This window comes from Aquincola tertiaricarbonis, assembly GCF_000969605.1.
Classification (GTDB): Bacteria; Pseudomonadota; Gammaproteobacteria; order Burkholderiales; family Burkholderiaceae_C; genus Aquincola; species Aquincola tertiaricarbonis.
Window position 1 is genome coordinate 1 of the sequence record NZ_JZUE01000045.1, and the last position, 18,660, is coordinate 18,660.

General features: G+C 69.2%; 14 protein-coding genes and 1 tRNA gene. 7 read left to right on the top strand and 8 right to left on the bottom strand.

Annotated elements, in window-relative coordinates:
* Positions 1-182: 182 nt before the first annotated feature.
* The gene (gene ppc, locus VO99_RS26735; RefSeq protein ID WP_046116024.1) at positions 183-2,981 is read right to left on the bottom strand and encodes a phosphoenolpyruvate carboxylase; all 2,799 of its coding nucleotides are present in this window, start codon (positions 2,979-2,981) and stop codon (positions 183-185) included.
* Positions 2,982-3,094: 113 nt separating this feature from the next.
* Between ppc and hemC the strand changes: the two genes are divergently transcribed.
* The 5 genes from hemC to VO99_RS26760 all read left to right on the top strand — a co-directional run bounded on the left by hemC (position 3,095) and on the right by VO99_RS26760 (position 7,338).
* Positions 3,095-4,030 (top strand): hydroxymethylbilane synthase, encoded by a 936-nt coding sequence (gene hemC, locus VO99_RS26740; protein ID WP_046116025.1) that lies wholly within the window; start codon positions 3,095-3,097, stop codon positions 4,028-4,030.
* 14 nt (positions 4,031-4,044) lie between these two features.
* Positions 4,045-4,806 carry a uroporphyrinogen-III synthase gene (locus tag VO99_RS26745; protein ID WP_046116026.1) on the top strand — a complete coding sequence of 254 codons (762 nt, stop codon included), beginning with the start codon at positions 4,045-4,047 and terminating at the stop codon, positions 4,804-4,806.
* An 11-nt stretch (positions 4,807-4,817) separates the two neighbouring features.
* Positions 4,818-5,942, top strand: coding sequence for a uroporphyrinogen-III C-methyltransferase (locus VO99_RS26750; protein ID WP_083440975.1), 1,125 nt, complete (start codon positions 4,818-4,820; stop codon positions 5,940-5,942).
* 12 nt (positions 5,943-5,954) lie between these two features.
* Positions 5,955-7,202: a heme biosynthesis HemY N-terminal domain-containing protein gene (locus tag VO99_RS26755; RefSeq protein WP_046116027.1), complete on the top strand. Its 1,248-nt coding sequence runs from the start codon at positions 5,955-5,957 to the stop codon at positions 7,200-7,202.
* Between the two features lie 59 nt (positions 7,203-7,261).
* Positions 7,262-7,338 (top strand) — tRNA-Arg (locus VO99_RS26760).
* Between the two features lie 145 nt (positions 7,339-7,483).
* On the opposite strand, the gene VO99_RS26765 is transcribed toward VO99_RS26760, so the two are convergent.
* The 7 genes from VO99_RS26765 to VO99_RS26795 all read right to left on the bottom strand — a co-directional run bounded on the left by VO99_RS26765 (position 7,484) and on the right by VO99_RS26795 (position 16,941).
* Entirely contained in the window at positions 7,484-10,276 is a 2,793-nt protein-coding gene (locus VO99_RS26765; RefSeq protein ID WP_046116028.1) for an endo-1,4-beta-xylanase, read from the bottom strand.
* Positions 10,277-10,319: 43 nt separating this feature from the next.
* The gene (locus VO99_RS26770) at positions 10,320-10,883 is read right to left on the bottom strand and encodes a cohesin domain-containing protein (RefSeq protein ID WP_046116029.1); all 564 of its coding nucleotides are present in this window, start codon (positions 10,881-10,883) and stop codon (positions 10,320-10,322) included.
* Between the two features lie 87 nt (positions 10,884-10,970).
* A complete protein-coding gene (locus VO99_RS26775; protein ID WP_046116030.1) occupies positions 10,971-12,248 on the bottom strand; it encodes a TRAP transporter large permease subunit in 1,278 nt (425 codons plus the stop codon).
* Positions 12,245-12,835, bottom strand: a complete 591-nt coding sequence (locus VO99_RS26780) for a TRAP transporter small permease (RefSeq protein ID WP_046116036.1) — start codon at positions 12,833-12,835, stop codon at positions 12,245-12,247. The genes VO99_RS26775 and VO99_RS26780 overlap by 4 nt, the downstream gene beginning before the upstream one ends.
* A gap of 2 nt (positions 12,836-12,837) precedes the next feature.
* Entirely contained in the window at positions 12,838-14,052 is a 1,215-nt protein-coding gene (locus tag VO99_RS26785) for a fumarylacetoacetate hydrolase family protein (protein ID WP_157039820.1), read from the bottom strand.
* Positions 14,053-14,072: 20 nt separating this feature from the next.
* Positions 14,073-15,854 (bottom strand): IlvD/Edd family dehydratase, encoded by a 1,782-nt coding sequence (locus VO99_RS26790; RefSeq protein WP_046116032.1) that lies wholly within the window; start codon positions 15,852-15,854, stop codon positions 14,073-14,075.
* Positions 15,855-15,921: 67 nt separating this feature from the next.
* Positions 15,922-16,941 carry a TRAP transporter substrate-binding protein gene (locus VO99_RS26795; protein WP_046116033.1) on the bottom strand — a complete coding sequence of 340 codons (1,020 nt, stop codon included), beginning with the start codon at positions 16,939-16,941 and terminating at the stop codon, positions 15,922-15,924.
* 142 nt (positions 16,942-17,083) lie between these two features.
* Here VO99_RS26795 and VO99_RS26800 point away from each other — a divergent pair, with 142 nt between their 5' ends.
* Positions 17,084-18,055, top strand: a complete 972-nt coding sequence (locus VO99_RS26800; protein ID WP_083440977.1) for a LysR family transcriptional regulator — start codon at positions 17,084-17,086, stop codon at positions 18,053-18,055.
* Between the two features lie 58 nt (positions 18,056-18,113).
* Positions 18,114-18,554 (top strand): YsnF/AvaK domain-containing protein, encoded by a 441-nt coding sequence (locus VO99_RS26805; protein WP_157039821.1) that lies wholly within the window; start codon positions 18,114-18,116, stop codon positions 18,552-18,554.
* The last annotated feature ends 106 nt before the right edge of the window (positions 18,555-18,660 follow it).

An 18,660-nucleotide genomic window follows, 5' to 3' on the forward strand; every position in this document is an offset into this window, starting at 1 on the left:
GATCTGGTCGGCGGTCATGTCGGGCTCCTGGAATCTGTCTGTTCAGTCTGCGGCACGGGGCGTGCTGCGATGGGATGAACTTTAGAAGCCGAAACAAAGGGGCAACAGTGGCCCATCTCCATGACTTGAGTCCCGTTTGTTCCGTGCCCCGTGTCAGACAGATTCCTACAGATTGACCCGTGTCAGCCGGTGTTGCGCAGCCCGGCCGCAATGCCGTTGATGGAGATGTGGATGCCCGTCTGCACCCGCTGCACCTGCGGGTCGTCCTCGCGGCGGGCGCGATAGCGGCGCATCAGCTCGGCCTGCAGGTGGTTCAACGGATCGAGGTAGGGGAAGCGGTGCTCGATGGACCGCGCCAGCGCACCGTTGGAGGCCAGGCGATGGGTGTCGCCGGTGATGAGCGACAGCACGTCGCCGGTGCGCTGCCATTCGGCCTGGATGGCGCCGAAGATGCGCTTGCCCAGCTTCTTGTCCTCCACCAGGTCCACGTAGCGGGCGGCGATGCGCAGGTCGGTCTTGGCCAGCACCATGTCCAAGTTGGACATCAGCGTGCGGAAGAAGGGCCACTGGCGGTACATCTTCTGCAGCAGCGCCAGCCGGTCCTTGCGCGGGCCCGGCTCGGTGCCCAGCCAGGCTTCCACCGCCGAGCCGAAGCCGGCCCAGCCCGGCAGGGCCACGCGGCACTGGCCCCAGCTGAAGCCCCAGGGAATCGCGCGCAGGTCCTCGATGCGGCGGCTGGCCTTGCGCGAGGCCGGGCGCGAGCCGATGTTCAGCTCGGCGATCTCGCGGATGGGCGTGGCGGCGAAGAAGTAGTCGGTGAAGCCGGGCGTGTCGTACACCAGCTTGCGGTAGGCCTCGAAGCTGCCGGCGCTGAGCGCGGCCGCGGCTTCCAGGAAGACCTTGGGCGGGCTCTTGGCCGGGGTGAGCAGCGTGGCCTCCAGCGTGGCGGCCACCAGCGTCTCCAGGTTGCGCAAGCCGATCTCCGGGTTGGCGTACTTCGACGAGATCACCTCGCCCTGTTCGGTGAGCCGGATCTGACCGTTCACCGTGCCGGGCGGCTGCGCGAGGATGGCCTGGTAGCTCGGACCGCCGCCGCGTCCCACCGTGCCGCCGCGGCCGTGGAACAGGCGCAGCGTCAGCCCGTGCTGCGCTTTCAGCGGCCCGAACAGGCCGACCAGCGCCAGCTCCGCGCGGTACAGCTCCCAGTTGCTGGTGAAGAAGCCGCCGTCCTTGTTGCTGTCGGAGTAGCCGAGCATGATGTCCTGCTCCGCGCCGCTGCGCACGATCATCGGCAGCACGCCGGGCAGGGCATAGAACTGCCGCATGATGGGCTCGGCATTGCGCAGGTCGCCGATGGTCTCGAACAGCGGCACCACGATCAGCTGCGAGGTGGCTTCCTCTTCCAGCACGCCGCGCAACAGGCCGCATTCCTTCAGCAGCAGCAGCACTTCCAGCAGGTCGCTCACGTCCTCGGTGTGCGAGATGATGTAGTGCCGCAGCGCCTCGCGGCCGAAGCGTTCCAGCGCCTGCCGCGCGGCATCGAACACCGCCAGCTCGCCGGTGGCCAGCTCGGAATACACGTGGCCCATCACCCGCAGCGGGCGGGCATCGTTCAACAGCTTCAGCAGCAGCGTGCGCCGCGCGGCTTCGTCCAGCGCGCTGTAGTCGGGCTCGATGCGGGCGGTGGCCAGCAGCTCGGCGATGACCAGCTCATGCTGGTCGGAGCTCTGCCGCAGGTCCACCGTGGCGAGGTGAAAGCCGAACACCTGCACCGCGCGCATCAGCGGCGCCAGCCGCGGCGAGATCAACGCATCGGCATGATGGCTGCGCAGCGACTCGGCAATCACCTTCAGGTCGGCCAGCAGCTCGTCGCTGCGTTGGTAGGGATTCTGCGGCGGCACTGCATGGCGCAGCGCCTCGGTGCCGGTGAGCTGCTGCAGCGTGGCCGCGGTGCGGGCGTACATGCCGATCAGCGCCTTGCGGTAGGGCTCGTCGTTGCGGTGCGGGCTGTGGTCCGGCGAGGCATCGGCCAGGGCCTGCATCTCGGGCGTCACCGGTGCCAGCGTGTTGGAGATGGACAGCTCCGCCCCCAGCGAATGCAGCTCCGTCAGGTAGAAGCGCAGCGCCACCTCGGCCTGCCGTGCCAGCGCCTGGCGCAAGGTGTGCGCGCCCACGTTCGGGTTGCCATCGCGGTCGCCACCGATCCATTGGCCCATGCGGAAGAAGTTGGCCACCGGATGGCCGGGCAGCGCCTGCTCGATCTCCTGGTAGAGCCGCGGGATCTGGCGCAGGAAGGTGGACTGGTAGTAGCTGAGCGCGTTCTCGATCTCGTCGGCCACCGTCAGCTTGGTGGTGCGCAGCATGCGCGTCTGCCACAGCTGGGTGACGCGGGCGCGAAGCAGCGCCTCGTTCTGCTGCAGGTCGCGCGCGGTGTGCAGGTCGTCGCGGTGCTGCACCAGCTCGGCGATGGCGCGCTCGGCGTCCAGGATGCTCTTGCGCTGCACCTCGGTGGGGTGGGCGGTGAGCACCGGCGCGATGTAGGCGCGGTCCAGCGTGTGGGCGATCTCGTCGGCGCGCACGTCGGCCGCGGCCAGGCGCTCGAAGCTCATCGCCAGCGACCCCTCCTGCAGGTGGCCCTGCGCCTCGTGGTGCTCGCGGCGGCGCACGTGGTGGCGGTCTTCGGCGATGTTGGCCAGGTGGCTGAAGTAGCTGAACGCGCGGATCACGCTGACCATGTGGTCGCCCGACAGGTTCTTCAGCAGGCGGTCCAGCACGCGGCCGGCGGAGGCGTCCTTCTTCAGCCGGTAGGCCACCGACAGCTGGCGCACGCGCTCCACCAGCTCGAAGGCGTCCTTGCCTTCCTGTTCCCGGATCACATCACCCAGGATGCGGCCCAGCAGGCGGATGTCCTCCACCAGCGGGCGGTTCTTCTCGGCCGCCTCGGCGGTGGCGGCGCTGTTGGATCGGGCTTGACGTGCCATGTCTCTCGTCCCTCATGTGTAATCCGGTTACGGATTTGATGGTAACTATGAAGCGCCGCCGCGTGAACCTCCCGTGCGCCGTGGCAACGGTGGGCGCTAGCGATAATCGAGCCATGACCGCACCGCTCCTCATCGCCACCCGCGAAAGCCGTCTCGCCCTCTGGCAGGCCCATCACGTGCAGGCGCTGCTGGCCAGCCGGTTCGGCGTGCAGGTGGACCTGCTGGGCATGACCACCCGCGGCGACCAGATCCTGGACCGCAGCCTGTCCAAGGTGGGCGGCAAGGGCCTGTTCGTGAAGGAGCTGGAAACCGCGCTGGAAGAAGGCCGCGCGCACCTGGCGGTGCATTCGCTGAAGGACGTGCCGATGACGCTGCCCGAGGGCTTCGTGCTGGCTGCCGTGCTGGAGCGCGAGGATCCGCGCGACGCCTTCGTCTCCAACCGCTACGCCGACCTGGACGCGCTGCCGCACGGGGCGCGGGTGGGCACCTCCAGCCTGCGCCGCGTGGCACAGCTCTCGGCCCGGCGCCCCGACCTGGTGATCGAGCCGCTGCGTGGCAACCTGGACACCCGGCTGCGCAAGCTGGACGAAGGCCAGTTCGACGCCATCGTGCTGGCCGCCGCCGGCCTGATGCGGCTGGACCTGGAAAGCCGCATCCGCGCCCGCTTCGACACCCGCCACATGATTCCCTGCGCCGGCCAGGGCGCCTTGGGCATCGAGGTGCGAGAAGAAGCCACCGCACTGCGCGCCCAGCTGGCGCAGCTGGTGCACCAGCCCACCTGGCTGGCGGTGCAGGCCGAGCGCGCCGTGTCGCGCGCCCTGGGCGGCAGCTGCAGCATGCCGCTGGCCGCCTATGCGCACTGGGCCGACGATGGCCAGCTGCAGCTCGACGTGGCGCTGGGCCATGCCGACGATCCGCGCCAGCCGCTGCTGCGTGCCAGCGTGCGCGCGGCGGTGGCCGACGACGAGGCCGCCTTGGCCCTGGGCGCCGGCGCCGCCGACGAAGTCGCCCGCCAGGCGCCCGCCGGCTACCTGCCGGCGTCCCACTGAGCACCGCCGCGCGCATGCGCCTGCTGGTTACCCGGCCGCAACCGCAGGCCGACGCCTGGGTGCGGCGCCTGGCCGAGGCCGGCTTCGAGGCCTGCGCCGTGCCGCTGCTGCATACCGAAGCCTGCGGCGACGTGGCCGGCGTCCCGGCGCAGCAGCGCATCACGCAGGCGGCGGGTCTGGTGTTCGTCAGCCCGGCCGCGGCCACGCATTTTTTCGAGCAGGTGCCGGCGGCCCCCTGGCCGGCCGCTCGCTGGGCCGCTGCGCCCGGCCCGGGTACCGCCGAGCGCCTGGTGGCGCTGGGCGTGCCCGCCGGCTGCATCGTGCAACCCGCCGCCGACGCGGCGCAGTTCGATTCCGAAAGCCTCTGGCAGCAGCTGCAGCCGCGGGTGCAGGCCGGCATGCTGGTGGTGATCGTGCGCGGCGATGGCGGCCGCGACTGGCTGGCCGACACCCTGCGCGCCGCCGGTGCGCAGGTCGACTTCGTGCAGGCCTACCGCCGCACCGCGCCGCGCCTGCGGCCGGCGGAGCAGGCGGCCCTGCAGGCCGCGCTGGCCCAGCCGGCCGAGCACCTGTGGCTTTTCAGCAGCGCAGAGGCCATCGGTCATCTGCAATCCCTGGCGCCCGGGGCAGACTGGCAACCGGCGCAGGCGCTGGCCACGCATCCGCGCATCGAGGCGCGGGCGCGTGCGCTGGGATTCGGCCGGGTGCTGTTCTCCCGGCCCAGCTTCGACGCCGTGGCCCTCGCGGCCCGGGCCCTCCACGGCACCCATGAATAGATAATTCCCACGTGAACGACGACGCTGTTCTTCCAGCCGCTGGACCGGCTCCTTCCGCCCCCCTCCCGCCTTCCGCGCCCCGCGCCACGCCCCGCTGGTGGGGTTTCCTGGCGCTGGCGCTCACCGTGCTGTGCATCGCCTCGGTCGCCCTGGCCTGGGAAACCCAGCGCCGCCTGCGCAGCCTGGAGCAGGAACTGGTCAAGCGCCAGCAGGACAGCCAGAGCCAGTCCACCGAGGCCCGCATGCTGGCGCGCCAGTCGCAGGACGCTTCGCGCGAGGCGGCCGCCAAGGTGGCGCTGCTGGAAGCGCGGGTGTCGGAAGTGGCGCTGCAGCGCTCGCAGGTCGAGGAGCTGATGCAGGCGATGTCGCGCTCGCGCGATGAGAACGTGGTGTCCGACATGGAAGCCGCGGTGCGCGTGGCCCTGCAGCAAAGCGCCATCACCGGCAGTGCCGAGCCGCTGGTGGCCACGCTGACGCAGATGGACGAACGCCTGGGCCGCCATGGCCAGCCGCGGCTGGAGCGGGTGCGCCGCGCCGTGGCTCGCGACCTGGAGCGGGTCAAGGCCATCGGCGTGGCCGACGTGGCTTCGCTCAGCATCCGCCTGGACGAAGCGGTGCGGCTGGTGGACGAACTGCCGCTGCTGGCCGTGGCCGAGCCGCGCCGCCAGCCGGCGGATGCCGCCCAGCGGCGCGCCGCGGCCCGTGCGGCATCGGCGGCCACCGCGGCCTCTGCCGCCAGCGCGGCCGAGGCCGGCTGGCGGGAACAGGCGCTCGACCTGTGGGACCGCAGCATCGCGGCGGTGTGGGGCGAGGTGCGTGCGCTGGTGCGCGTCACCCGCATCGAACATCCCGACGCCGCGCTGGCCGCGCCCGAGCAGGCCTTCTTCCTGCGCGAGAACCTCAAGCTGCGGCTGCTGAATGCCCGCCTGGCGCTGCTGTCACGCCAGTTCGACAGCGCCCAGGCCGACCTGCGCGACGCCCAGGCCATGCTCGACCGCTACTTCGACCGCAACGCCCGGCGTGTGCAGTCCACCAGCGAGCTGCTGCGCCAGGTGATGAACCAGGCCCGCCAGACCGGCGTGCCGCGCCCCGACGACACCCTTGCCGCGTTGGCCGCCGTCGCGGCCGGCCGCTGAGCGCGCCCGATCATGCGGTCCATCATCTGGCTGGTGCTGCTGTTCGTCGTGGCTGTCGTGGCCGCGTCCACCCTGGGCCGCAACGACGGCCTGGTGAGCTTCTACTGGAGCGGCTGGCGCCTCGACCTCTCGCTCAATCTCTTCATCGTCGGCCTGCTGCTGCTGTGCTTCGCGCTGGTCTCGGGCATCAGCGGTGTCAATTCGCTGATCGGCCTGCCGGCCCGTGCCCGCGAGTGGCGCATGGCACGGCGGGAACGCGCGGCGCAGTCGGCGCTGCGCGAGGCGCTGGCCGAGTTCCTGGGCGCCCGCTACGGCCGGGCGCAGAAGGCCGCGCAGCGTGCGCTCTCCATCCAGGACAGTTCGCCCGACATGCCGCCCGATCCCGAGCTGCGGGTGCTGGCCCACCTGCTGGCCGCTTCCAGCCTGCACCGGCTTCAGGACCGCGTGCGCCGCGACGAGCATCTGCAGCAGGCGCTGCGCCAGCCGCGGCGGCCGGGCCTGCCGCGGGTGGCCGACGAAGGCGCCCAGCTGCTGGCCGCCGAATGGGCGCTCGACGACCGCGATGGGCCGCGCGCCTTGCGCCTGCTGGCTGAACTGCCGCCCGGCGTGGCGCGCCGTACCCAGGCGCTGCGCCTGCGGCTGCAGGCCCAGCGCCAGCTGCGCATGCCGCTGGAAGCCCTGCGCAGTGCGCGGCTGCTGGCCAAGCACCAGGGCTTCTCTCCGGTGGCGGCCCAGGGCCTGCTGCGCTCGCTGGCCTTCGAGGCCATCGACGCCACCCATGACGCCGACCAGCTGCGCGCCGCCTGGCTGCAACTGGAGCCCGGCGACCGCCGCGACCCCTACGTCGCTTCACGCGCCGCGATGCGCGCGGCCCGCTTCGGCCAGGCGGAAGAGGCCCGGCAATGGTTGCGCCCTTTTTGGGAGCAGATGGCCGAGCTGGGTGCCGATGGCCGCGACCAGGTGGCACGTGCGCTCACGTCCTGCCTGGAAGGCATCGGCCCCGAATGGCTGCCCCGGCTGGAGTCGGCTCTGCTGGCCCACGTTCAGGAGCCCGTCGTGGTGCTGGCGGTGGGAGCCGCCTTCGCGGAACGCCAGCTGTGGGGCAAGGCCCGGCGTCCGCTGGAGCAGGCCGCCGCTCATGCCGCACTGGATGGTCCGTGCCGCCGCCTTGCGTGGCGCCTGCTGGCCAGGCTGGCCCGCGAGGAGGGCGACGAAGCCCGCGCGCTGCGTTGCGAGCAGTCCGCTGCCGGCGCCGAATAAAGTTTTTTTCCAACGCTGTTGACCACCCAGAAAAATCCTCGCTATACTGTGAGGCTTCAGCGGCTGTAGCTCAGTTGGATAGAGTACTTGGCTACGAACCAAGGGGTCGTGGGTTCGAATCCTGCCAGCCGCACCAGAACACTGTTCTGAATCAACGCCCTAGACGGTCAAACGTCTAGGGCGTTTTTCTTTGCCCGTGGGGCTTGGCGTGCTTGGCGGTTGACCCGCCCGAGGTGCAGGTGGCGCCAACGGTCATCCCGACCGAAGGCGCCACGGGTCGCTTACTGGCAGCGCGTGCCGGCCGGCAACATCCGCGAGATGGCGGCGATGTCTCGCACGTCGATGAGGCCGTTCTGGTCCATGTCGGCCGCGGAAGTGAAGCCGACCTGGCCTGCGCGCTTGCCGACCGAGGCCGACGCCGTCAGCAGGTCGGCGCAGCCCAGCAGCGCGTCACCGTTCACGTCGCCCGGCAGGTACGGCTCGATGTCGTAGGCATACAGCTTCACGCGGGTACCCGCTTCCGGACCGGCCGCCTGCAGGGCGACGAAGCCGCCGCTGGCGCCCTGGCGCTGGCTGATGGCGTTGTTCGGGTCGCGGTTCGGCGTGACGCCGCTGTCCACTTCCTTCAGGGCGTAGTGCTGGTTGGTGCCGCCCCGGCCGCTGAACAGGAACATCCTCATCTCGCCGGTCTGCGGATCGATCGGCGTGTTGAACCACACCGCCTGGTCCAGGGCCCGCTCGGCGATCTGGGAGCCCTCGGCGCCGTTGGTCTGCCGCGTGATCAGCGAGTGCTGGCCTGCCACCACGGTGCCGTTGGCGCCGTTGCCGCGGAACACGGTGTGCGGATAGACGTTGGTGCCGTGGATGTAGCTCAGGATGGTGTGGCCTTCCTGGCCGGCATAGGCGCCTGCGGCCGGGCTCCTCATGTCCTCGAACATGAACTTGAGGTTGTCCTGGGCCAGTGCCGGTTCGGTCTCCGGTGCGTTGGTGTTGCGCAGCGGCAGCAGCGTGTTGCCGCGCAGTACCACCGGCGTGCGCGAGAGCGATTCAGGCGCGTCCGTGGTCGCAGGCTTCGTGCGGTTGGTCAGGGCGTGGGTCTTGGATTCCCCGTTGTCCTGGAAGACCGATTCGGCGGACACCACCATGTAGGTCCGGGCCGGCTCGATCCGCTTGGCCACGCGCCAGGCCTTCTCGGTGCTAGCGTCGCGGGCCAGGCGCAGGCCGATGGGGCCGGCGATCGGGTCCTGCGACTTCAGCACCAGCGTGTTGCGGCCATGCCTGGGCACAGCAGCCAGCTCGGTCTGGCCGGTGGCGCGCGCCACGCCGTCGGCACCGTAGTAGGTCTTGTACTGCTTGAACTTGGTCACGCCATCACTGAAGCGCACCTCCGCATGCGACAGCGGTGCCTCCAGCGCATTGGTGTCGCCGAACCAGGACACGGACATCTGGCCGAAGCTCAGCACGTAGGTGGCGGTGTTCTCCACGCCCACGTTCTTGTACGCCGGTGCCGGATCCGCGCCGCGTGCGGTCACCGTCACGTGGCAGGGCTTGCCGGGGATCACTGCACAGTCCGACGGGCTGTACTTGATGCTCTCCACCGCGAAGCCGGCGGGCAGGCTGACGTTGTCGGCGGTCAAGCTGACGTTGCGGGTGGCCAGCGGCACGTTGATGTCGAGCATCGCCTGCGCGTTCTTGCCGCCCCAGGTGCGCAGCTTGAACGTCTCGCCGCCATAGCGGAAGGTGGCGGTCACGCCGTTGGTCGGCAGGCCGGCGTCCTTCAAGTACTTCTCGGGGTCGGCCGCGGCCCAGAAGGCCTCCTTCGGCTGGCCCACGCCCGACCACGGATAGCCGTTGGTGTGGTAGCCGGGGTCGGTCATGCCCCACCAGGTCACGCGGTGCACGCCGCCCTTGAACTCGGGATGTTTGCCACCGGGGCCGGCGGCGTACTCCTTCATCAGGCTGAACAGCTTGGCGTACTGCACGCCCTGTTCCATGAACAGCTCGTTCATCTCCGGGCCGTTCTGGATGCGCTGGCCCTTGTCCAGGCCCAGGGTGGGCGCCAGGTCCAGCTCGGTCAGGTCGACATGGGCGCCGGTGGCCAGGTACGTGCGGATGGTGCGCTCGAAGGCGTCCATGTTCAGCCGCATGTCCCAGTGGCCTTGCGTGCCGATGACATCCACCAGCGGGCGCGGGTTGCCCTTGGCATCCATCAGCGGGCGGGCCTTGCCCGCGGCCACTTCGGCCGCATAGCGCTCATTGAACTCCTTGACCATTGCGGCGATGGCCTCGGCCTTGGAGGCGCGCTCGTTGTCGTTGAAGTCGTTGTAGTTCAGCAGCGAGGTGGTGTTCTGCCGCGCGAAGTAGAACGCGTCGTACATGTAGTCCCAGCTCTTGCCACCCTTGGCATAGGCCTGGGCCCATCGGGAGGGGCGCTCCTCGGGGCTGTAGCCCGAGCGCAGTGCATGGCGCCAGTTGGCCGGGTTGTCGGGGTTGTCCTTGAAGGCCTCGTTCACCACGTCCCAGGAATACGTCTTGTGGGGCTCGCGGTCGAAGTGGCCGGCCACGGTGCGGATGTAGTACTCCAGGCTGGTCTTGGCCATGGCGTAATCCCACGGCGTTTCCCAGGCGCCGCCGGCCGTCAGCACATTGGGCGCAGGCCACTGGCCGGACTGGTTGTGCCACAGCAGCGTGTGCCCGGTCACCTTCACGCCGCGGGCATTGGCCGCGGCAATGTCGGCATTGATGCCGGAGGTGAAGTTGGTCAGGAAATTGGGCGTCGGGTTGCTGATGCCCCCGTTCCAGAAGTCGGGCTTCATCGCGTTGCTCGGCGTCACCGCGTTGAAGTGCTTGAGCGTCATGGCCGGCACCGAGTTTTCACCCGGTGTCGCACCCGGTGCGAAGTTGTTGGCGCTGAGGTTGGTGCTGCCGATGAGGAAGTGGTTCTTGTAGACGTCCTTCAGTGCGGGCCAGTCGGCGGGATTGGCCGGCCGGTCCGCGGCCCAGGCGCCGGGCGCCGCCACCAGGGCGGCTGGCAGCGCGATGACGAAGCTCTTGATGCAGAGTCTGCTCAACATGGTTGACATCCTTTTCGAAGGGGGGCGTGCGGGCGACGCCCGGTCACGCGGTCCTGCGCTTGAACGAGCCGGCGCCGAGCACGGCCGCCAGGCCGAGCGCGAACATCAGGTAGGTGGAGGGTTCCGGCACCGCCGTCACCAGGCTGCGCACGTCGGCGCTCAGCTCGCTGCCCGCTGAGTCCAGCAGCACCACCTCCGACAAGGTGAAGGTGGCCAAGCCGGCCTGCTGCACGCTGAACGAGAAGCGCGCCAGGTCGCCGGAGCCGCTCACGCCACCGATGGGGCCTGTCAGCGTGCCCAGCACGAAGGTCAGGCTGCCGGCCAGGTTGTCGATGTCGCCCGGCCGGAAGAAGGTGGTGCCTGCGGTGGACAGGAACGAGCCCTCGGCCTGGGCCGTGGCCTTCAACAGCGAAGGATCGAAGTTCAGAGTGAACTGGTACGCAAACAGGTCGACGACGTCCTGCGCCCGCACCGTGAGGTCGAACCCCGTGGCCGAACTGGCAGCCGTCATCTCGACGACGGGGGCGGCCTGCGCCGGGCACAGCAGCGCCAGCGCCAGCGCGCATGCGCCTGCACCGCGCACGGCGATGCCTGATGGATTCATCATGATGGTCTCCTCTCTTGGTGGTTGGCGCATGGGGCGCCGGCTTGCAAAGCGGATCGGCTGCCCGTGGCACCACCGATCCGTCGGCTTTCAGTAGAACCAGCGCAATGGCGCCAGCACGGTCTGCGGGAACAGGACCATGACGAACATCACCGCGAACTGGGCCGCCATGAACGGCAGCACTCCGCGCGTGACCTCGTCCATCTTCATGCGGCCGACGCCGGCCACCACGTTGAGCACGGTGCCCACGGGTGGCGTGACCAGGCCGATCGAGTTGTTGATGATGAACAGCACGCCAAAGTAGATGGGGTCGATGCCCGCGGCCTTGATCAGCGGCATCAGCACCGGCGTCATGATCAGGATGGTGGGCGTCATGTCCATGGCCGTGCCCACCAGCATCACCAGCAGCATGATGGCCACCAGCAGCAGCGTCTGGTTGTCCAGCAGCGGGCGCAGCAGTTCAACCATCTGCGCCGGCAGGTTGGCCACCGTGATCAGCCAGGCCGAGACCATGGCGGCGGCCACCAGGAACATCACCACCGCCGTGGTGCGCGCCGCGGTGACGAAGATGCGGAACAGCGACTGCAGCGTGAGTTCGCGGTAGATCACGCGGGCCACGAACAGCGCATACACCGCCGCCACCACCGCGGCTTCGGTGGGCGTGAACACGCCCATGCGCAGGCCCACGAGGATGAACACCGGCAGCATCAGCGCCCACACCGATTCGCGCGCGGCGGTCCACACCTCGGCGCGTGTCTTGCGCGGGGGCAGCACCAGCTGTTCCTTGCGGCCCACCCACCACCAGGTCAGCGCCAGGGCCGCACCGATCATGATGCCGGGGAAGATGCCGGCGATGAACAGCTTGCTGATCGACACGTTGGCGGTGACGCCGAAGATGACGAAGCCGATGCTCGGCGGAATGATGGGCCCGATCACGCCCGACGCCGCGATCAGCCCGCCCGACACTTCCTTCTTGTGGCCGGCCTTGAGCATCATCGGCAGCAGCAGCGCCGTCAGTGCGGCGGCATCGGCCACGGCCGAGCCCGACAGCGCGGACAGCAGGCAGGCCGCCAGGATGACCACGTAGCCCAGCCCGCCCTTCACATGGCCCACCAGCGCCAGCGCGAACTTGACGATGCGCTGCGACAGCCCGCCCACGTTCATGATCTCGCCGGCCAGCATGAAGAACGGCACGGCCAGCAGCGGAAAGCTGTCGGCGCCGTTGATGAAGTTCTGCGCCAGGATCTGCGCATCGAACAGGTCGAGGTGCCACATCAGCGCCACGCCGCTGGCCAGCAGCGCATAGGCGATGGGAATGCCCAGCGCCATCGAGCCCACCAGGCTGCCCAGGAAGATGAACACCGTCATGGCCGTGCTCCGCTCGGGCCGCCGGCGGGCTGGGCCTCGCTGCGTGCCAGCTCGGCCTGCAGGGCTTCGAGCTCGGCCTGTTCCTCGGATTCCTTCACCATCACCAGGTCGCTTTCGCTCACCCGGCCGCTCAGCACCCGCAGCAGCTGCAACAGCAGCAGCACGCCGGCACAGGCCGAGAAGATCACGCCCGAGGCATAGAACACGGCCACCGGCGCGCCGGTCACCGGGGCTTCCACATCCAGGTTGATGCGGGCCTGCTGCCAGCTGCCGTCCAGGAACAGCCAGGTCACGTACAGCATCAGCGCGTGGCCCAGCACCGCGCACACCTTGCGGCCCGCCAGCGGCAGGCGCGCCACCAGCATGTCGGTGCCCAGGTGTCCGCCGTCCTTCAGCGCGGCGATGGCGCCCATGAAGCAGAGCCAGACGAACAGCCAGCGCGACACCTCCTCGCTGACGGCGATGCCGGAGTTGAAGACGTAGCGCAGCACCACGTTGCCGAACACCAGCACCACCATCACGGCCAGCGCGGCGGCGATGAGCACGTCGATGGCGCGACAGAAGCGCTCGATCGCGGCGTCGAGCAGGTTCACAGCCGCGCTCCTTGCAGCAGGCCTCGTTCGGCCAGGTTGCCGATGAAGGCGCGCAGGCCGAAGCGCCACGGCGGCGCCGCCTCGCAATGCGTCACCCGGTTGCGCAGGGTGCCCAGCCAGTGGCTGTGGATGGTGACCACGTCGCCCAGCTTGTGGGTGAAGCCGCCGCCCGGCTGGTCGCGGTCCTCGGTAGGCGCGAACAGCGTGCCCAGGAACAGCATGAAGCCGTCGGGGTACTGGTGGCAGGCGATGGTCTGCGCCACCAGCTCGGCGGGGTCGCGGCTGATGCTGGCCATGGTGTTGATGCCGCGCAGGGTGTAGCCGTCCTGGCCGGCCACTTCCAGGTGCACCGTCTCGCGCCGCAGCTGGTCCAGGCCGAACTGGCCGTCAAACAGGCGGATGAAGGGGCCGATGGAGCACGACGCGTTGTTGTCCTTGGCCTTGCCCAGCAGTAGCGCGCTGCGGCCTTCGATGTCGCGCAGGTTCACGTCGTTGCCCAGCGCGGCACCGACGATGTCGCCGCGGCCGTTGACAGCCAGCACCACCTCCGGCTCGGGGTTGTTCCAGTCGGAGTCGGCGCGGATGCCGATGTCCTGGCCATGGCCCACGGAGGCCAGCACCGGCGCCTTGGTGAACACCTCGGCATCGGGGCCGATGCCCACCTCCAGGTACTGCGACCACAGCTTCTTTTCCTGCAGCAGCCGCTTCAGCGCCTGGGCCTGGGCCGATCCCGGGCGGATGTCCGACAGGCTGTGGCCGATCAGCTCGGTGACCTGGCTGCGCAGGCCCTGCGCGCGGCTGGCGTCGCCGCCGGCCTGCTCCTCGATCACCCGCTCGATCATGCTGGCGGCGAAGGTCACGCCGGCGGCCTTGACCACCTGCAGGTCGCATGGGGCCAGCAGCCAGGGCAGGGCCTCGTCGCGACCTTCGGCGCGGCTGTTGTCCAGCAGTGCATCCACGCTGCACAGGCGCTCGCCCACCACCGAGTGCGCGGCCTGCGCCGGCTGTTCGGCCTCCAGCAGCGTGCTCATGGTGGGAAAGTGCGTGCTCAGGTCGAACACGCCGTCGGCACGCAGTGCCACCACCGCCGGGCCGGCGGGGTTGCCGGGCCGCCAGACCCGGCCCACCAGGGTGCCAGCCAGGCCGTCCTGCGGCAGCACGGCATGCAAGCCATCGGTACGCACCGGCGTGGCCATCGTTGTTGCAGTCATTCAGCGTTCCTCGGGCGTGATCAGTGGTTGTGGCGCGGTGTCTTCTCGGCGATGCGCCGGTACTTCAGGGCCATGTCCAGCGTGGCGCCGTCCACCAGCTGCCCGGTGTGGCTGCGGTAGATCTCTTCCCACGGGGACTGGCTGGGCGGCACCGGCGGTGGCGGCTGCTCGCGCAGGCGGCGGGCGATCTCCTCGTCGCTCACCAGCGCGTCGCAGCGGCCGGCGTTCAGGTCGATGCGCAGCACGTCGCCTGTCTGGAGCCAGCACAGGCCCCCGCCGACCGCACTTTCGGGCGACACGTTGAGGATGGACGGGCTGTCCGCCGTGCCGGACTGGCGGCCGTCGCCCAGCGTGGGCAGCGTCTGCACGCCGCGCTGGATCAGCGCATCGGGCGGCTGCATGTTCACCACCTCGGCCGAGCCGGGCCAGCCAATGGGGCCGGCGCCGCGCATCACCAGGATGCAGCCTTCGTCGATCTCCAGCGCCGGGTCGTTGATGCGGGCGTGGTAGTCGTCGGCGCCGTCGAACACGATCGCGCGCGCCTCGAAGACGCCCTCGTGGCCCGGCCGGCTCAGGTAGCGCTCGCGGAAGCGCTGCGAGATCACCGAGGTCTTCATGATCCCGAAGTCGAACAGGTTGCCCGACAGCACCAGGAAGCCGGCCTTGTGCATCAGCGGCTCGTCGAACGGGCGGATCACCTCGCGGTCGCTGGCCTCGCGGCCTTCGATGTTCTGCGCCACGGTGCGGCCGGTGACGGTGGGGCAGTCGCCATGCAGGCGGCCGGCCTGCTGCAACTCCCACATCAGCGCCGGCACGCCGCCCGCGCGGAAGAAGCGCTCGCCGAGGAAGCGCCCTGCGGGCTGCATGTCCAGCAGCAGCGGCAGGTCGTAGGCGTGCTGGGTCCAGTCCTCGGGGCGCAGCTCCACGCCGGCGTGGCGGGCCATCGCCATGATGTGCACCTGCGCATTGCTGGAGCCGCCCGCGCAGCTCACCACCGACAGCGCATTCAGGAAGCTCTCGCGGCTGAGCAGCCGCGAAGGCCGCAGGTCTTCATGCGCCATGCCGACGATGCGCTTGCCGGTCTCGTAGGCCATCTGACCGCGTTCGCGGTACGGCGCCGGAATGGCGGCGCAGCCGGGCAAGGACAAGCCCAGCGCCTCGGCCACTGCATTCATCGTGGAAGCCGTGCCCATGGTGTTGCAGTGCCCGGCCGAGGGCGCGCTGCTGCAGGCGCGCTGGAGGAACTCCTCCTCGTCGATCTGCCCGGCCGCGAGCTGCCGCCGGCTGCGCCAGATGACCGTGCCCGAGCCCACCAGCTGGCCGTCATGCCAGCCGTCGAGCATCGGTCCGCCCGACAGCACGATGGCCGGGATGTCCACGGTGGAGGCGGCCATGATGCCGGCCGGCGTGGTCTTGTCGCAGCCGGTGGTCAGCACCACGGCGTCGATCGGGTAGCCGTACAGGATCTCCACCAGGCCCAGGTAGGCCAGGTTGCGGTCCAGGGCCGCGGTGGGCCGGCGGCAGTTCTCGAAGATCGGATGCACCGGGAATTCCATCGGAATGCCGCCGGCGTCCCGGATGCCGTCGCGCACCCGCCGCACCAGGTCGAGGTGGATGCGGTTGCAGGGCGACAGGTCGCTGCCTGTCTGGGCGATGCCGATGATCGGCCGGCCCGAACGCAGCTCCTCGGGCGTCAATCCGTAATTCATGAAGCGCTCGAGGTAGAGCGCCGTCATGTCCGAACGTTGTGGATCGGCGAACCATTCGCGCGAGCGAAAGCGCCGACCGGCCGGTTTGTCCATTGCCGTCGTCGTGGGAGAAGGGGGGAGGGAAACGAAGGCGGCGGCGCCGCCTCCGGGGTGAAGCGGGTTACTTCGCGGCCGACGCGCCGCCGCGCACCTTGGCCAGCTCGCCGTTCATTTCGGCGGTGGTGTCCTCGCCGAACTCCTTGCTGAACTTGGCCAGCACCGGCTGCAGCTTGGTGCGCATCTTGGCCTGCTCGGCCGCGGGCAGTTCGGTGATCTGCATGCCGGCCTTCTTCAGGTCGGCCAGCGCCGTCTCGGAGAAGGCACGGATCGTCTTGCGCTCGTACAGCTTGGCTTCGCGCGCCGCGTCCTGCACGATCTTCTGTTCCTCGGGCGACAGGCCGTCCCAGGTCTTCTTCGACATCAGCAGCACCCAGGCGCTGTACATGTGCCGCGACAGCACCAGGTGCTTCTGCACCTCGTAGAACTTGCTGGCCAGGATGGTGGCCGGCGGGTTCTCCTGCCCGTCCACCGCCTTCTGCTCCATCGCCGAATACAGCTCGGTGAAAGGCATGGGCGTGGCATTGGCGCCCAGCGCGCTGAAGGTGTCGAGGAACAGCGGGCTTTGGATCACGCGCAGCTTCAGGCCGTTCAGGTCATCGGCGCTCTGGATCGCCCGGCGCGAGTTGGTCACGTGGCGGAAGCCGTTCTCCCAGAAGCCCAGGCCGACCAGGCCCTTCTCCGGCAGCTTGGCCAGCAGCTTCTGGCCGAAGGGGCCGTCCAGCACCGCATCGGCTTCCTGCTCGTTGTTGAAGGTCAGCGGCAGGTTCAGCACGCCGAAGGGCTTGACCAGCGACACCAGCGTGGAGCTGTCGGGGATGGTCATCTCCAGCGTGCCGCCACGCAGGGCCGAGGTCATGCTCACGTCGTTGCCGAGCGAGCCGCTGGCATACACCCGCGCGTTCAGCTTGCCACCGCTCTTGGCGGCGAGCTGTTCGCCGAAGTACTTCAGCGCCTGGGCCTGCGGATGGTCTTCGCTGAGGCCGGTGCCAATCTTGAAGGTGTGTTCCTTGACCTGGGCCGAAGCCGAGCCGGCCAACGCGGCCAGGAGCGCGGCGGCCACGCCGAGTGATCTGAATTGCATGATGTCTCCGGGATGTGGTTGTACGTGTCGCGGCCACCTTGCCGCGACGCGCCGACCCTCTGCGGGGCCGTTCTTGATGGGCTGAAGGCTAGGGGAGCCCCCCGGGCCGGTCCACTGACTTTTTCGCTAGCATCCATTCCAAATGCTGATGAGTCCAGACCCGGTCCCTGGTAAACCCTTGCTGCTGGCGCAGGTCGCGCGCCTGCGGTTCAGGCACCTGCAGTTCCTGGACATCCTGGGCAAGACGCGCAACCTGCGCCTGACCGCCGAGCAGATGCACATGACGCAGCCGGCGGCCACCAAGGTGCTGATGGACATCGAGGAGATGCTGGAGGCCCGCCTGTTCGACCGCCTGCCGCGCGGCATGCGGCCGAACGAGCTGGGTCTGTTCACCTTGCGCTATGCGCATTCCGCGCTGGACAGCCACCGCAAGTTCGTCGACGAATTCAGCACGCTGAAGCAGGGCGGCCATGGCCACCTGTCCATCGGCGCCATCTCGGGCTCCGCCGCGCACCTGCTCATTGCCGCAGTGGCCGAACTGCAGCGCCTGCGTCCGCTGCTGGTGGTGAAGGTGCTGGAGCAAAGCAGCGACCAGCTCATCGTGTGGCTGGCCGAGCGGAAGATCGACGTGATGATCGGCCGCTTCACCGATGACGCCCAGCGCAGCCAGTTCCAGTATGAAAGGCTGGCCGGCGAGGGCCTGCAGATCACGGCCGGCGTGCACCATCCGCTGCGCGGGCCGAACGCACCAGGGTTGATTGAGCTGTCCAACTGGCCGTGGATCCTCTATCCGGCCTCCACCGCCTTGCGCAAGGTGTCGGACGACATCTTCGCCAGCACCGGGCTGTCGCTCACCTCCGGCATCGTCGAGACGCCCTCGTTCCTGTTCGCGCTGGAACTCATGCAGAGCACAAACATGCTGTCCCTGCAGCCAGCCGCGCTGGTCGACAAGTTCGTCCGGCGCGGGCTTCTCACGCGCATCCCAGCCGACCTGCCCGACCGCATGCCGGACTTCGGCCTCATCACGCTGCAAGGTGAACCACCCGGCCCGGCCGCTTCCGCCTTCATGGACGTCATCCGCCGGCTGGCCCACCCCGCGCTGAAAGCGGCCTGACCCGCGTCGGCGGGGCGCAATTGGGGAATGGCGATTGCCCCCGGGCACGGAGGTCCTCATGAACAACGAAGCAACAGATCCCATTCCCGCCGCCGCGTCGGTGGACGGCATGCACACCATTGCCGTCACCGAGGAGCAGGTCCAGGTCACCCGCAGGGTGGAGGCGACGGGCGCCGTACGGGTGCGCATCGAGACAGCGTCCGAACTGCGCGCCGTGCCGATCTCCAGCACATCCACCCAGGTGGTCGTCGAGCGCATGGCGAAAGGCGTGGTCTGCACCGAGCGAGCGGCGCCGTATTACGACGGCGAGGTGTTGGTCATCCCGGTCTATGCGGAAGTGCCCGTCATCACCACGCAGCTGGTGCTGACCGAAGAGCTGCGAGTGCACCGCTTAGTCACCGCCCGCACGGAGGAACACAAGGTGCCGTTGAACACGGAGCGCGCAGTGGTGGAGCGCTTGCAGCCTGACGGCACCTGGAAAGAATTCGAGATTCGTTGACCGCCTCAAAAATCCCATGCTATAGTGCAAGGCTTCGCTGATCACAGCGGTTGCTTCGAAAGAAGCGCCGGCGGATGGCAAGCGAGGCGGATCGAAAGACCCGGCA